The sequence below is a fragment of the Cohnella sp. OV330 genome (assembly GCF_900112065.1).
Lineage (GTDB): Bacteria > Bacillota > Bacilli > Paenibacillales > Paenibacillaceae > Cohnella.
Genome location: NZ_FOKE01000005.1, coordinates 252,542 through 266,448, shown reverse-complemented (window position 1 = coordinate 266,448; position 13,907 = coordinate 252,542). Strand labels below are relative to the sequence as shown.

Sequence of the window (13,907 nt, the reverse complement as noted above, 5' to 3'; positions counted from 1 at the left end):
TAACCAGCGTGGTATTATGGGTTTGGTTACCATTAACGGCCCGACGGCAAAGGAGAATGAAGATGAGCAAACGCGAGCTGCTGCTTGACAGCTACGACCATGGTTACGACAAAGAGGACTGGTACCCGCCGATCAAGGATGCGCTCGATGGCTTGACCGAAGTGCAAGCGGATTGGAAGCCGGAAGGCGTCGCCGTCAACTCGATCCGGCAGACCGTGCATCATCTGCTCTTTTACAAGCTCAGGCTGCTTCGGGCGCTGCGCGGCGAGCCGCAGCCGGCGGCCGAAGAGCGCGTGACCAACGACGACACGTTCGAAGCCGCCGCGCTGGGCGACCCGTCCTGGGACGAGGCGGTCGGGCGTCTAGAGGAGGCGCATAGGGCGGTTCGGGAGCAGCTGGCGAGCCGCGGCGACGAGGCGCTGGAGCAGCCGATTCCGGAGACGAAGGCATGGTCCTATGCCAACAGCATCGTCCGGCACGACGCTTACCATCTGGGCCAGATCATTCAGCTGCGCAAGTTGCAGGGTTCTTGGCCGGGACATCGTTCGTTCGATTAGCCGCTATGGCTCTCTGCCTCGATGCACGCGTATCGCCCCTTAAGGGCAGCGGTTCGGTTGCTTGTACCGAAGGCGAAATTTGGTTATTCTAAAGCTACGTGCCTACCGGACGCGAACCATGGAACCTGAAAGGGGCAATTACGCAATGGCCAAAAGCATTTCTCTCGATTATTCCAAGGCGCTGCAGTTCATCGGGCAGCACGAGATCGACTATCTGGCTCCTGCGGTGAAGCTGGCGCATGAGCAGCTCCACAACGGCACGGGCACAGGCTCGGACTACCTGGGCTGGATCAATCTCCCCTTCGACTACGACAAAGAAGAGTTCGCGCGCATCCAAACCGCGGCGAAACAAATTCAATCCGACTCCGAGGCGCTCGTCGTCATCGGCATCGGCGGCTCGTATCTCGGCGCCCGCGCGGCCATCGAGATGCTGTCGCATTCTTTTTACAACACGCTCACGAAGGAACAGCGCAAGACGCCGCAGATCTTCTTCGCCGGCAACAACATCAGCTCGACGTACGTGACGCACCTGCTGCAGGCGCTCGAAGGCAAGGACTGGTCGATCAACGTCATCTCCAAGTCGGGCACGACGACCGAACCGGCGATCGCCTTCCGCATCTTCCGCGACGCGCTCGAGCGCAAGTACGGCAAGGAAGCGGCCAAGAAGCGCATTTACGCCACGACGGACAAGGCGCGCGGCGCGCTGAAGACGCTGGCGAACGCCGAAGGCTACGAATCGTTCGTCATTCCGGACGACGTCGGCGGACGCTACTCGGTCCTGACGGCCGTCGGCTTGCTGCCGATCGCGGCCGCGGGCATCGACATCGAAGCGATCATGAAGGGCGCGCAGGACGCGGCCACGGCGCTGAACAATCCGAATCTCGCGGAGAACCCGGCGTACCAGTACGCCGCTATCCGCAACGCGCTGTACCGCAAGGGCAAGACGGTCGAGATTCTCGTCAACTACGAGCCTAGCCTGCACTTCGTTTCCGAATGGTGGAAGCAGCTGTACGGCGAAAGCGAAGGCAAGGACTATAAGGGCATCTATCCGGCTTCCGTCGACTTTTCCACGGACCTCCACTCGATGGGACAATTCATTCAAGAGGGCAACCGCATCATTTTCGAGACGGTGCTCCAGGTCGGCGAAGTATCGGAGCAGATCGAGATCCAGAGCGACGCGGACAATCTCGACGGCCTGAACTTCCTGACGGGCAAGACGCTTGATTTCGTGAACAAAAAGGCGTTCGAAGGCACGATCCTCGCGCATACGGACGGCAACGTGCCGAACCTGGTCGTTCAGCTGCCGGACTTGACGCCGCACAGCTTCGGCCAGCTCGTCTACTTCTTCGAGATCGCCTGCGGCGTCAGCGGCTACCTGCTGGGCGTCAATCCGTTCGACCAGCCGGGCGTCGAAGCCTACAAGGTCAACATGTTCGCGCTGCTCGGCAAGCCCGGCTTCGAGGAGAAGAAAAAAGAACTGGAAGCCCGCCTGTAACGCCTGGACCGCACATCTCAAACGGATGATGCGACAACCGCCTTCGGACCTTCGTCCGGGGCGGTTTTTCCTTATCTGGGATCATGGTAAACTGGGAGGACAAGCATCTGAGCAAGGCCATGGGAAAGGAAGTCGGAGCATGCTGGCGCGATACGCCACCGTAGCGGGATACGGGGAACAAGATATCGTCATTAAAAAGTCGCGCTTCATCGGGCACGCCAAGCCGGCGGAGAGCGAGGAAGAAGCGGTCGCCTTTATCGAGGAGATCAAGAAACGCCATTGGAACGCGACGCACAATTGTTCTGCCTACACGATCGGAGAGCGCGCTCAGTGGCAGAAAGCGCTGGACGACGGGGAACCGAGCGGGACCGCGGGTCGTCCGATCTTGGAGGTGCTTAAAAACCGCGGACTCAAAAATACGGTCGTCGTGGTCACGCGTTATTTTGGCGGCGTCATGCTGGGAGCGGGCGGGCTCGTCCGCGCCTACACCGACGGCGCCGTGGCCGGGACCGATGCGGCGGGGCCGATCGTCCGAGTGCTGCATCGGGAAATCGCGGTCGACGTCGACTATACATGGTACGGCAAAATCGAAAACGAACTGCGCGGCCGAGGCGTGAAGGTCGGGGACGTCGCGTTTACCGATCGGGTGCGCGTGCTGTGCCTGCCGGAGGAAGCGGAAGCAGAACGCTTCGAAGCGTGGATGACCGACCTGACGCAAGGACAGGGCATCGTAACCAGGGGAGAGGCGCGTTATTTTACGGAGGAGCTCTCGTAATTAACGCTTGCCGGAGCTCGGACTTGAAGGCGAAGCCCGACGCGATCCGCAGCGCCGGGCCAGGCCTCGTCAGCCTTCGACGACCTTGACGAAGTATTCGCGGTCCCGCGGCCCGTCGAATTCGCAGAAGTAAACGCCTTGCCACCGTCCGAGCAGCAGCTTGCCGCCGCTGACGATGACCATCTGCGAATTGCCCGTCGTGATCGCCTTCAGGTGGGAGGCCGTGTTGCCTTCCGCATGGCGGTACTTCGGATGCGTCCAAGGATACACTTCGTCGAGCCGCATCAGCACGTCCCGCTTGACGTCGGGATCCGCGTTCTCGTTGATCGCGATGCCCGCGGTCGTATGCGGGCAATAGACGACGGCCAAGCCTTCTTGAACGCCCGAACGCGCGACGAGCGCGGCGGTCTGCCTGGTGATATCGACGATCTCGTCCCGGGAAGACGTGCGGAGCTTTTCTTTAAACAGCATCGTTATTTCAGCCTCCTATATGAGCGTCCCTCGAGGGGCGCCCCTTCTATCTGACAAAATACCGAAATGTCGTTGACGAATCAAGGGCCGATCTGCTAAAGTAGCAATACCAACTAATTTAATAGGAATTATGGAGTGGCAACAAAGCCCATCCTGGAGGTTCGCATACGTGACCAACATGCTGCAGAGCCGATGGTGGAGCTGGGGATTCCGCAGCACCGTCATGCTTTATTTTATTATTCTTATCGTTTGTCCGATCGCAGGCATTTACGTGCAATCGCTGTCAGGCGGTTTTCAGGCTTTTGCCGACAACGTCACGGAAGCGCTGGCCTGGAAGTCCGTGATCCTCACGGTCAAGCTTGCGGTGATTTCTACGATCATCAACGCGGCGGTCGGCACTTTGGCGGCTTGGGTGCTCGTCCGTTACCGGTTCCCGGGACGGAGCTTGCTTAACAGCCTGGTCGATCTGCCGTTCGCGTTGCCGACCGCCGTCATCGGGTTGATGATTCTGCTGCTGCTCGGACCTCGGAGCTGGATCGGCAGCGGGGCGGAGGCGCTCGGCACGACGATTCTGTTCCATGAGCCGGCGATCGTCGTGGCCATGATCTTCGTTACGTTTCCGTTCGTCATCCGCGCGGTTCAGCCGATGCTCGAGGAGCTTGACGCTTCGGAAGAGGAAGCGGCGTACACGATGGGCGCTTCGAAGTCGCGCACGTTTTTTCGGGTCATCCTGCCCTGCATGATGCCTGGCATCGTGAGCGGCGCCATGCTCGCCTTCTCGCGCGCGCTCGCCGAATTCGGCGCGGTCGTGCTGGTGGCGGGCAACATTCCCGGACGCACGCTGGTCGCCTCCGTCTACATCTTCGGCGAGATCGAGAGCGACAATCCAGCGGGCGCCGCAGCGGTCTCGGTTCTGCTGCTCACCTTGTCCCTCCTTATTTTATGGACGGTTAATTTCGTTCGAAGGAGGCGGGCGCGTTGACCATCAGAAGATTCTGGATCGGTTTGACGACGCTGATCTTCGCCGTCCTTCTGATCGTTCCGCTGCTGCGGATCGTGCAGGGTGCGTTCGACGACGGCTGGAGCGGCTTCTCGGCGGGCATTTCGCGTCCGGAGGCGCAGCATGCGCTTCTGATGACGGGCATCATCGCCGTGTGCGTGACCGTAGTCAACACGGTTTTCGGCGTCATGCTTTCCCTCTACCTGGTCCGCGCGAACTGGCTCGGGAAGCGGCTCAAAGCCGTCATGAACGCCATCGTCGATCTGCCCTTCGCCGTATCGCCCGTGATCGGCGGCCTGATGATCGTCCTGCTGCTCGGACCCGACAGCGCCGTCGGCGCCATGCTAGGCCGCGCCGGCGTCGACATCGTGTACGCGCTCCCGGGCATGATCCTCGCGACGCTGTTCGTTACGTTTCCGATCGTGATCCGCGAAGTGATGCCGGTGCTGCAGGAGGTCGGCAGCCAGCAGGAGGAGGCCGCCCATATGATGGGAGCTTACGCCTGGACGACGTTCTGGCGCGTCACATGGCCGCTTATCCGCTGGAGCGTCGTATACGGCGTGATCTTGACGGTCGCGCGCTGTCTGGGCGAATTCGGCGCCGTGCTGGTCGTCTCGGGCAACATTATCAACAAGACGCAGACGGCGACGACGCTCGTTTATCAGGACGTCGAGAATTTCGATTTGACCGCGGCCAACTCGGTCGCATTGGTGCTCGCGGCCGCTTCGGTCCTTTTATTGCTCGTGATGGAATGGTCTAAATCCCGAAAGGAAGTGCATTGAGCATGCATGTCGAAGTACGGGGATTAAATAAATCGTTCGGCAGCTTTCAAGCGGTCAAGGACGTCGACTTCAGCGTCGAAAAAGGCCAGCTTATCGGGCTGCTCGGCCCGAGCGGCGGCGGCAAAACATCGATCCTGCGCATGCTCGCCGGGCTCGAAACGCCCGATTCGGGCGATATCGTCTTCCACGGCCAACGGGTCAACGACCTGCCGCCGCAGGAGCGCGGCATCGGCTTCGTTTTCCAGAACTACGCGCTGTTCAAGCACATGACGGTCAGCGAGAATATCGCCTTCGGCCTCGAGGTCAAAAAGTGGAACAAAGCCAAGATCAAGGAGCGCGTCGCCAACCTGACCGAGCTAACCGGGCTCAAGGGCTTCGAGTCCCGCTACCCGCACCAGCTGTCCGGCGGTCAGCGCCAGCGCGTGGCGTTCGCGCGGGCGCTCGCGCCGGAGCCGCAGCTGCTGCTGCTCGACGAGCCGTTCGCGGCGATCGACGCCAAGATCCGGCACGAGCTGCGCTCTTGGCTCCGCGAGATGATCGATCGGCTGGGCATCACCTCGATCTTCGTCACGCACGATCAGGACGAGGCGATCGAGGTCGCGGACGAGATTATGATCATCAACAAAGGCAACCTGGAGCAGAAGGGTTCTCCGTGGGAGATTTACAAGGATCCGAAGACGCCGTTCGTCGCCGGCTTCATCGGGGAATCCCGGATCGTCGATAATATCGGAGCGCTTCGAGGCTTCGGCGATGCGGCCGTATCGTCCGGGACCAGGGGCTTGATCCGGCCGGAGTATATCGAGATCGGTCGTAAGGATGAGTTCACGCAGCTGCTATCGGCGACGGAGGCCGGTCGGGTCAGCCACATCCATTTCCGCGGCAGCGAATGGCTCGTCGAGGTGGAGGTAGGCGGAATCAAGCTCGTCACCTACCGTTCGCTCGAGAAAGAAGTGCTTCATCCGGGCGAAGAGGTGCAGGTGCTCGTTCACCGCGCTTACTTGTTCAACGACAGCGAGAGCTGGGTCATGGAGAACAAGCTGAAGGCTGACCCGATGTTCGTATACATTTGATCCAGTCGCCGGCAGTCCGCGAGGGCTGCCGTTCGCTTGGCTGCATATGCGGGAGCCTGCGGAGGCACCGCCGGGAGGTTGGCGATCTTGAATAGCAACAGATGGACTAAGCGGCGCGTCGCGGGCCGCCGGCTGAGTGGATGGCTGCTGGCCGCCGCGCTCGGGGTGTCGCTGGCCGGCTGCGGAGGCGCGTCGTCGAACGGCTCTTCAGCCAAAGGAGAAGGCGCGGCCGCGCAGGATGCGGGGACGGCGACGCTCGTCATCGGCGCTTACTCGGTCGCGAAGGACGCGCTGCAGGAGATTCTGCCCGCCTTCGGCCGGGCGTGGGAAGCGAAGACGGGGCAGAAGCTGAAGTTCCAGGAGTCCTACGAGGCTTCGGGCACCCAGGCCAGATCGATCGTAGGCGGCTTCAAGGCCGACGTCGCCGTGCTCTCGCTCGAGGGCGACATGGACAAGATCGTCAAGGCCGGCCTCATGAGCAAGGATTGGAAAAAGACGGAGACGGGCGGCATGATCACGCGCTCGATCGTCGTATTGGGGACGCGGGAAGGCAATCCGCTTGGCATCACCGGGTTCGCCGATCTGGCCAAGCCTGGCGTCAAAGTGCTGTTCCCCAATCCGAAGGTATCGGGCGGCGCGCAGTGGGACATCAACGCGATCTACGGCGCAGGACTGAAGCAGGCGGAGCGCGAATCGGGGAAGAAGGATCCGGACGCGGCAAAAGCCTTTTTGAAAGCCGTCTACCGGAATGTCGAATCGATGGACAAAAGCGGCCGCGCATCGATGGCGGCCTTCGAATACGGGGTCGGCGACGTGATCGTCACCTATGAAAACGAGCTGCTTGCCCGCGTGGCGCAGGGCGTGCATTACGACATCGTGACGCCGGAAGATACGATCCTGATCGAAAATCCGGCCGGCGTCGTCGACGTCAATGCGGACGCGCACGGCGTGCGCGCCGCCGCCGATGCGCTGGTGGCCTATATGAGCGGCGCGGAAGCGCAAGCGGTGTTCGCCGAGCATGGCTTCAGGCCGGTGAACGAAGAGGCGGCGAGCCGCTATGCGGACCGGTACGTCACGCCATCGGGCTTGTTCGATATCGGCTATCTCGGCGGATGGGGCCAGGTTCGCGGCGAGCTGTACGCGAAACGCGGCGTATGGTACCAAGTGCTGGCCGGCAAGTGACCTAACGATAAAGGACGAAGGCGCGTTTGCCGCCTTCGTCCTTTTTGCATGGAGCCGTCCGGGCATCCGCTCGGACGGCACCTTTTTTTATTGGGCTTCTTCGTCTTCTCGTTCCAATCTCCGCTTGCGAAGCTCGCCGCGCACGAGGCATCCCACCAATATGAGTATGACGGAAAGACTAATGATCCAATAATACAAAGGGTAAGGCTGATCGTGAATAAAAATGAACGTTCCCTCCATTGAAGTAACTTCATGTATTGATTTTATATTATATAAAAATTGTCAAAAATTCAAGTTAAAACTTGATTTATATGCAAGTGTGTCCGGAGCCGAATTCATATCTTTTATACTGAAGCAAAAAGCGCGAGGTGTAACCGTTGACATTCGGCAAACGCTTGAAGCTGGCCAGGCAAGAAAAGCATATGACGCAAAACGAAGTCGCGGGCGCGCTGGGCGTGGACTTCACGACGATATCCAAATACGAGAACAACCGGTCGCAGCCGGATAATGAGATATTAAGGGAGCTTGCGAGCATTTACGAGGTATCGCTCGATTGGCTGCTCACGGGCATCGACAAGGAGCAAGCGTCAGCCGAACCGAACCGTTTCGTCATTCAAGGCGTCGAGCAGCCGCTGACGGAGGAAGAGGCGGGACATTTGCAGGAGCAGCTCGAGATGTACCGGCTTCTTCGGGAGAAGCGGAAAAAAGAAAAGGACGCCGATCGGCGCAATACGTAAAAGGCTTCCGGCCTGCTCTGAAAAACGAGCTTGCGGAAGCCTTTTTTGACGGTCGAAATCGGATTGCGGCGAAAAGGCCCGAACGAGCGGGCTTTAGCTCATGCGTTTAAAATAAACTTGTCGACGACTTGCTTCACGCCATCCTCGTTGTTGCTGGCCGTGATGTAGTCCGCGATCTCGCGAAGCGCGGGCACCGCGTTCGCCATCGCGACGCCGAGACCCGCGGCCTCGATCATCTCGCGGTCGTTCCAAGAGTCGCCGATCGCGATCGTTTGATCCATCGTCAAGCCGTAATGCCCGGCCAAAAATCTTAGCGCATGTCCTTTCGTGCCCTCGCCGTGCGTGAATTCCAAATAATGAGGCTTGGACTTCGTGATATGGACGTCCGGACCGAGAAGCGCGTGAAGCTCGGGCGCGATCTCGTCCAGTAGGGCCGGCTCGTCGATGATAATCAGCTTCGTATGATGTCCGGCCGGCAATGCGTCCAGGTCGGGCTCGACGATGTAGGGGATATTCGATTGCTTCGCGTAGGCTGCAAGCCTGTCTCCGTCATCGAAGGAATAAAGCTTGTCGTCGATATACGTCTGCAGGTGCAGCTTGCGCTCGCGCGTATAGCCGTAGAGCCTGCGGACCGCTTCGAGATCGACGGAGCGCTCGTACAGCGTGCGCTCGTCAAGCAGATTGCGGACCAGCGAGCCTTGGTAAGTAATGAGCGGCACGTTCAGGCCGACTTGGGCGGCCGTCTGCTTGGCGGAAGCGAACATGCGGCCCGTAGCCAAGGTCACGTGAACGCCTTGCGACATCGCTTGAGCAAGCGCCTCGCGCGTCGCTTCGGTCACTTCGAGTTTGTCGTTCAGCAGCGTATCGTCGAGGTCGATCGCGATGAGGCGGTAAGAAGACATAGCAGGTTTCTCTCCTTTTTATGTAGGCGGACAGGTTTCCTCGATTGTAACGCATTTGGACGAATCCCTTCAATAAGCGTCCTGTTCGATGCCAATGTATAAAACTTCCTCTTCGTGGAACCATTTTTGTGCCCGGAGCGTCTAAAAATTCGAAGGGCGAAGGCGCATGGGTAATTAGCAATCATGAGACATGGTGGAAAGGATGCGGTACAAATGGGCGTTACGACGAAACACGCGAAGCGAAGAACGGTCTTGCGGCTGCCTGCATACGGGCTCGTAATGCTGTTGGCGGCCGGCCTTGCTGCTTGCACGGGAGGATCGAAAAACGACGCTTCGGACGCCACGGCGTCCGCCTCGTCGCCGCAGACGTCTTCGGCGAGCCCGAGCGCGTCGCCGACCCCGTCGCCAAGCGCGTCCGCAACGGCTGCCGCGAGTCCGACATCGGGACAGGATGCGGACGCCTCGTTGCTCGAAGCGTTCAAGGAGCAGGCCCAATCCGACCTGTCGGCCGCGGAGCTGAACAAGGCGCTCGACGACAAGCTGGCGCAGGCTTCGCCGGAGACGGGAGATGCGCTCTTGCGAGAGATGCTCGCCTATTATGATCGGCAGTTGCCGAATATGCAGGGGAAGTTCGAGCCGGAAAAGGTCCAGCAGGCGCTGCAAAAGCTCGAATGGCCGCCTAGTGCGCAGCAGATCGGTCAAATCAAGGATGAACAGGCGCGCGCGCTCGTTCAGGGCGCCATAGACGGCGGATACAAGCTGGAGACGACCGAGGGCTTTTATTTCCCCGTCGTAGACTATGGCAAGCTGAAACGCGCAGACACGCAGGTGACCGCCGCCATGAAGGATTATCTCGCGCTGCTGGCCGTCGAGTCGGATCAAAAGTCGGCCTCCGACGGCGGGCTTGTCATCGAACGTTCGGAGGTCGTCGCACGCGCCGCGCAAGCGGAAGCATACGTGACGGCGCATCCGGATGCGCCCGAGCGGGACCAGGCCGAGACCTTGTTTGCGACGCGTTATATCCCGTTTTTGTTGATGGGATTGGATAACACGCCTGTTTTCGACTTCGATACGTTCAAGCTCGATTCGCAGGTCAAGACTGCGCTGGAGAAGGCCATAGCCGATAATCCGGGTACGGTCACGGCGAAGCTCGCCCAGGAATTTCTGGCCATCGTGGAGAAAACGGGAGGCGCGGTCTACAAAAAGGGCAAAAACGGGGAGCAGGTGGCCATTCCCGAAGTGAAGGCATTCTATGACGGGCTCGAGGCGCATGCCCGACAGCTGTTAGACGAAGCCAATTCGAATAAGTAAGCGCCAATATCGCACAGGATATCGTATGGGCGCGCGCGGTCATTTTGTATAAAATAAAGAAGGAAAACGTTTTACATGACGCGTGCGCGGTACGATTATTCAGTGCGGAGGGGTTAGGTATGGCTTCGATTCAATTTCCGAAGGATTTCGTCTGGGGAACGGCGACCGCTTCCTACCAGATCGAAGGGGCATATAACGAAGACGGGCGGGGGATGTCGATCTGGGATACGTTCTCCCGCACGCCGGGCAAGGTCGTTAACGGCGATACGGGCGACGTCGCTTGCGACAGCTATCACCGTTATGAAGAAGATATCGCGCTGCTCAAAAACCTGGGGGTCAAGGCGTACCGCTTTTCGATCGCTTGGCCGCGCATTTATCCGGACGGAGACGGCGAACTGAATCAGAAAGGCCTCGATTACTATGCCAAGGTCATCGACGGCCTGCTGGCCGCCGGCATCGAGCCGTGCGTGACGCTGTACCACTGGGATTTGCCGCAGGCGCTCCAGGACAAGGGCGGCTGGGACAACCGCGATACGATCGGCGCGTTCGTCCGCTACGCGGAGACCGCGTTCAAGGCGTTCGGCGGCAAGGTCAAGCAGTGGATTACGTTTAACGAGACCTGGTGCGTGTCGTTCTTGTCCAACTATATCGGAGCGCACGCGCCGGGCAATACCGACCTGCAGCTCGCCGTCAACGTCGCGCACAACTGCATGGTCGCGCACGGCGAAGCGGTGAAGGCGTTCCGCACGCTCGGCATATCGGGCGAGATCGGCACGACGCACAATCTGTACTGGTTCGAGCCGTATACGACCAAGCCGGAGGATGTCGCGGCCGCTCACCGCAATCGCGCTTACAACAACGAGTGGTTCATGGACCCGACGTTCAAGGGACAATATCCGCAGTTCATGGTCGACTGGTTCAAGGGCAAAGGCGTCGAAGTGCCGATCCAGCCCGGCGATATGGAGAAGATCGCGCAGCCGATCGACTTCATCGGCGTGAACTTCTACAGCGGCGGCTTCGGTCGTTACAAGGAAGGCGAAGGGCTGTTCGACTGCGAGGAAGTGCAGGTCGGCTTCGACAAGACGTTCATGGACTGGAACGTTTACGCCGACGGGCTGTACAAGGTGCTGTCGTGGGTGCACGAGGAATACGGCGACGTTCCGATTTACATTACGGAGAACGGCGCGTGCTACGAGGACGAGCTCACGCCGGATGGCCGCGTTCACGACGCGAAGCGCGCCGACTATTTCAAAAAGCACTTCATCCAGTGTCATCGCCTGATCGAGTCGGGCGTGCCGCTGAAGGGCTACTTCGCCTGGTCGCTGCTCGACAACTTCGAGTGGGCGGAAGGCTACGTCAAGCGCTTCGGCATCGTTTACACCGATTACAAGACGCTCAAGCGGTATCCGAAGGACAGTTATCGGTTTATTCAAAGCGTGATCGAGCACGACGGGTTCGAGGCTTGATTCAAAAATGCATACAAAAACGGCAGGCCGGGTTTTCCGGCCTGCCGTTTTATTTATTTGGTGCCGGAACTCGCGCGGGCCATGTCTTCGGGCAGCAAGCCGAGAAGAACCGCGATTTACGAGTCGGAAAACTCCCTTGACTGCATGCGCCATCCCCGCTCATAACCCCACCGTTCCCATGCCGGCATCAGCTCCATAATCGTTTCCTCCTCTTCAACAACCATCCGCGACCAGTCGGAACGCATCCGCTTTTACACGGCAATCGTAATCCCTTACAATGAAAGAGCAGAAGTCTGTTTTCTAAAGAGAGGGACAAGCATGAAAGTCGTCCTCGCGACGCTGAACGCAAAATACATTCATACTTCGCTCGCACTGCGCTGCCTGAAGGCTTACAGCCAGGACGAGTTTCCTATGGACATCGCGGAATACACGATCAAGGACCCGCCGATGACCATCGCATCCGACCTGTTCGCCAAGAAGCCCGACGTCATCGGATTCTCCTGCTATATCTGGAATATCGAAGAGACGATCACCGTCATCGACATGCTGCGCAAGATTTTGCCGAGCGCGACGATCGTGCTTGGCGGTCCGGAGGTATCCTACGACACGGAGCAGTGGATGCGGCGCCTCCCGGCCGTCGACCATATCATCATGGGCGAAGGCGAGGAGACGCTGCGCGACCTGCTTCGAGAACTGTCCGGCAGCCGCAAGTTCCACTTCGTCTTCGGTCTTGCCTATCGCAAAGGAGACGAGATCGTCGTTACTCCCGGCCGCCCGAAGCTGGACTTGGCCACGTTGCCCTCGCCGTACCGGTTCGAGGAGGACGTGCCGAGCCTCGCCAATCGCGTCGTCTACTTCGAGACGAGCCGCGGCTGCCCGTTCAGCTGCCAGTTCTGTCTGTCTAGCATCGAGGTCGGCGTCCGCTACTTCGACATGGACCGGGTCAAGGCCGACATTTTGTACCTGATCGACAGCGGGGCGAAGCTGATCAAGTTCGTGGACCGCACGTTCAACATTAAGCGGGATTATGCGCTCGAGATGTTCCGTTTCCTGATCGGGAACCACCGGGGTTGCGTGTTCCAGTTCGAGATTACGGCGGACATCATGCGGCCGGAGGTGCTCGATTATTTGGCGGAGCACGCGCCGCCCGGCGTGTTCCGCTTCGAGATCGGCGTTCAATCTACCAACGACGTCACCAACCTGGCTGTGCAGCGCAGGCAGAACTGGAGCAAGCTCGTCCGCACCGTGACGAAGGTCAAGGAGAGCGGGAAGATCGACCAGCATCTCGACTTGATCGCGGGTTTGCCGCACGAGGACTACGATACGTTCCGCAAAACGTTTAACGACGTGTTCGCGCTTCGTCCCGAGGAACTCCAACTCGGTTTTCTGAAGATGCTCCGGGGAACGGGACTTCGGCGGGACGCGGACCAATTCGGCTATATCTACATGAACAGGGCGCCCTACGAGATGCTCGGGAACGACCTCATGCCATTCGCGGACATCGTCCGCATCAAGCGCGTGGAGGACGTGCTGGAGAAATACTGGAACGCGCACCGCATGAACCGGACGATCGAGTATTTAGTCCACCGGGCGTATCCGTCGCCATTCGACTTTTTCCAGCGGTTCGGCGATTATTGGGAGGCGCGCGGCTGGCAGCGGATCGGCCATCAGCTCGAGGACTTGTTCGTCCGGCTGTGGTCCTTCCTCGAGGAGGACCGGCATCCCGCGCTTGATTTGGACGTGACCCTTGCGCTGCTCAAGATCGATTTCTATCTTCAGCACAAGTACAAGCCGCGCAAAATGTGGTGGGAGGACCGGCTCGGGAAGGAAGATTGGACCTCCCGGTTCAAGCGGGCGGCCGCCGAGCTAGGCATGGAGGAGCGGGATCTGGTTAAAAAAGCGTCGATCGACCGCGTGCCGTTCGATTTTACGCGCTGGGAGCGGGAAGGAGTCGTCGACCGTACGCGGGAGACGACGCTCGTCTTCGTCCATGGCGGCGAGGAAGCGCCCGCGCGCATGGTCGTCTTGAACGGGCAGGAACGGATCGCTTCCGGCAATTAAATCTGACTTCAAGCCGTACCGCGACGAGCTGATCATCTCATCCAAAGCCGGCTACAACATGCGGCCGGGACCGTACGGCGATTGGGGATCGCGCAAAT

13 protein-coding genes and 1 pseudogene are annotated in these 13,907 nt (G+C 59.5%); 12 read left to right on the top strand and 2 right to left on the bottom strand.

The annotated features are described in order from the left end of the window. Positions 1–62: 62 nt before the first annotated feature. From BM235_RS13990 to BM235_RS13980, 3 genes are all read left to right on the top strand, one after another. Entirely contained in the window at positions 63–557 is a 495-nt protein-coding gene (locus tag BM235_RS13990) for a DinB family protein (protein ID WP_090114141.1), read from the top strand. Between the two features lie 145 nt (positions 558–702). Beyond that, positions 703–2,052: a glucose-6-phosphate isomerase gene (locus BM235_RS13985; protein ID WP_090114139.1), complete on the top strand. Its 1,350-nt coding sequence runs from the start codon at positions 703–705 to the stop codon at positions 2,050–2,052. Positions 2,053–2,191: 139 nt separating this feature from the next. After that, positions 2,192–2,827, top strand: a complete 636-nt coding sequence (locus BM235_RS13980) for a YigZ family protein (protein ID WP_090114129.1) — start codon at positions 2,192–2,194, stop codon at positions 2,825–2,827. Between the two features lie 69 nt (positions 2,828–2,896). Here the strand turns inward: BM235_RS13980 and BM235_RS13975 are convergent, their stop codons facing one another. Then, a complete protein-coding gene (locus tag BM235_RS13975; protein ID WP_090114116.1) occupies positions 2,897–3,298 on the bottom strand; it encodes a secondary thiamine-phosphate synthase enzyme YjbQ in 402 nt (133 codons plus the stop codon). Positions 3,299–3,467: 169 nt separating this feature from the next. Between BM235_RS13975 and cysT the strand changes: the two genes are divergently transcribed. The 5 genes from cysT (at position 3,468) to BM235_RS13950 (ending at position 8,069) form a co-directional block, all read left to right on the top strand. Continuing rightward, positions 3,468–4,280 carry a sulfate ABC transporter permease subunit CysT gene (cysT, locus tag BM235_RS13970; RefSeq protein ID WP_090114114.1) on the top strand — a complete coding sequence of 271 codons (813 nt, stop codon included), beginning with the start codon at positions 3,468–3,470 and terminating at the stop codon, positions 4,278–4,280. Between the two features lie 2 nt (positions 4,281–4,282). Further along, the gene (locus BM235_RS13965; protein ID WP_090114637.1) at positions 4,283–5,080 is read left to right on the top strand and encodes a sulfate ABC transporter permease subunit; all 798 of its coding nucleotides are present in this window, start codon (positions 4,283–4,285) and stop codon (positions 5,078–5,080) included. 2 nt (positions 5,081–5,082) lie between these two features. Further along, entirely contained in the window at positions 5,083–6,150 is a 1,068-nt protein-coding gene (locus BM235_RS13960; RefSeq protein WP_090114112.1) for a sulfate/molybdate ABC transporter ATP-binding protein, read from the top strand. An 87-nt stretch (positions 6,151–6,237) separates the two neighbouring features. Then, positions 6,238–7,332 carry a sulfate ABC transporter substrate-binding protein gene (locus BM235_RS13955; protein WP_255374372.1) on the top strand — a complete coding sequence of 365 codons (1,095 nt, stop codon included), beginning with the start codon at positions 6,238–6,240 and terminating at the stop codon, positions 7,330–7,332. A 377-nt stretch (positions 7,333–7,709) separates the two neighbouring features. Then, positions 7,710–8,069, top strand: a complete 360-nt coding sequence (locus BM235_RS13950) for a helix-turn-helix domain-containing protein (protein ID WP_090114108.1) — start codon at positions 7,710–7,712, stop codon at positions 8,067–8,069. Positions 8,070–8,167: 98 nt separating this feature from the next. Here BM235_RS13950 and BM235_RS13945 read toward each other — a convergent pair whose 3' ends face one another. Then, positions 8,168–8,971: a Cof-type HAD-IIB family hydrolase gene (locus BM235_RS13945; RefSeq protein ID WP_090114106.1), complete on the bottom strand. Its 804-nt coding sequence runs from the start codon at positions 8,969–8,971 to the stop codon at positions 8,168–8,170. A gap of 213 nt (positions 8,972–9,184) precedes the next feature. Here BM235_RS13945 and BM235_RS13940 point away from each other — a divergent pair, with 213 nt between their 5' ends. The 4 genes and pseudogenes from BM235_RS13940 to BM235_RS31670 form a co-directional block, all read left to right on the top strand. Next, positions 9,185–10,282: a hypothetical protein gene (locus tag BM235_RS13940; RefSeq protein WP_090114104.1), complete on the top strand. Its 1,098-nt coding sequence runs from the start codon at positions 9,185–9,187 to the stop codon at positions 10,280–10,282. Positions 10,283–10,401: 119 nt separating this feature from the next. Continuing rightward, entirely contained in the window at positions 10,402–11,748 is a 1,347-nt protein-coding gene (locus tag BM235_RS13935; protein WP_090114102.1) for a GH1 family beta-glucosidase, read from the top strand. A gap of 318 nt (positions 11,749–12,066) precedes the next feature. Further along, positions 12,067–13,809 carry a B12-binding domain-containing radical SAM protein gene (locus tag BM235_RS13930; RefSeq protein WP_090114100.1) on the top strand — a complete coding sequence of 581 codons (1,743 nt, stop codon included), beginning with the start codon at positions 12,067–12,069 and terminating at the stop codon, positions 13,807–13,809. Continuing rightward, positions 13,805–13,906, top strand: a pseudogene (locus tag BM235_RS31670) (L-glyceraldehyde 3-phosphate reductase); the annotation flags it as partial. The gene BM235_RS13930 and the pseudogene BM235_RS31670, both read left to right, overlap by 5 nt. Position 13,907 lies beyond the last annotated feature (1 nt).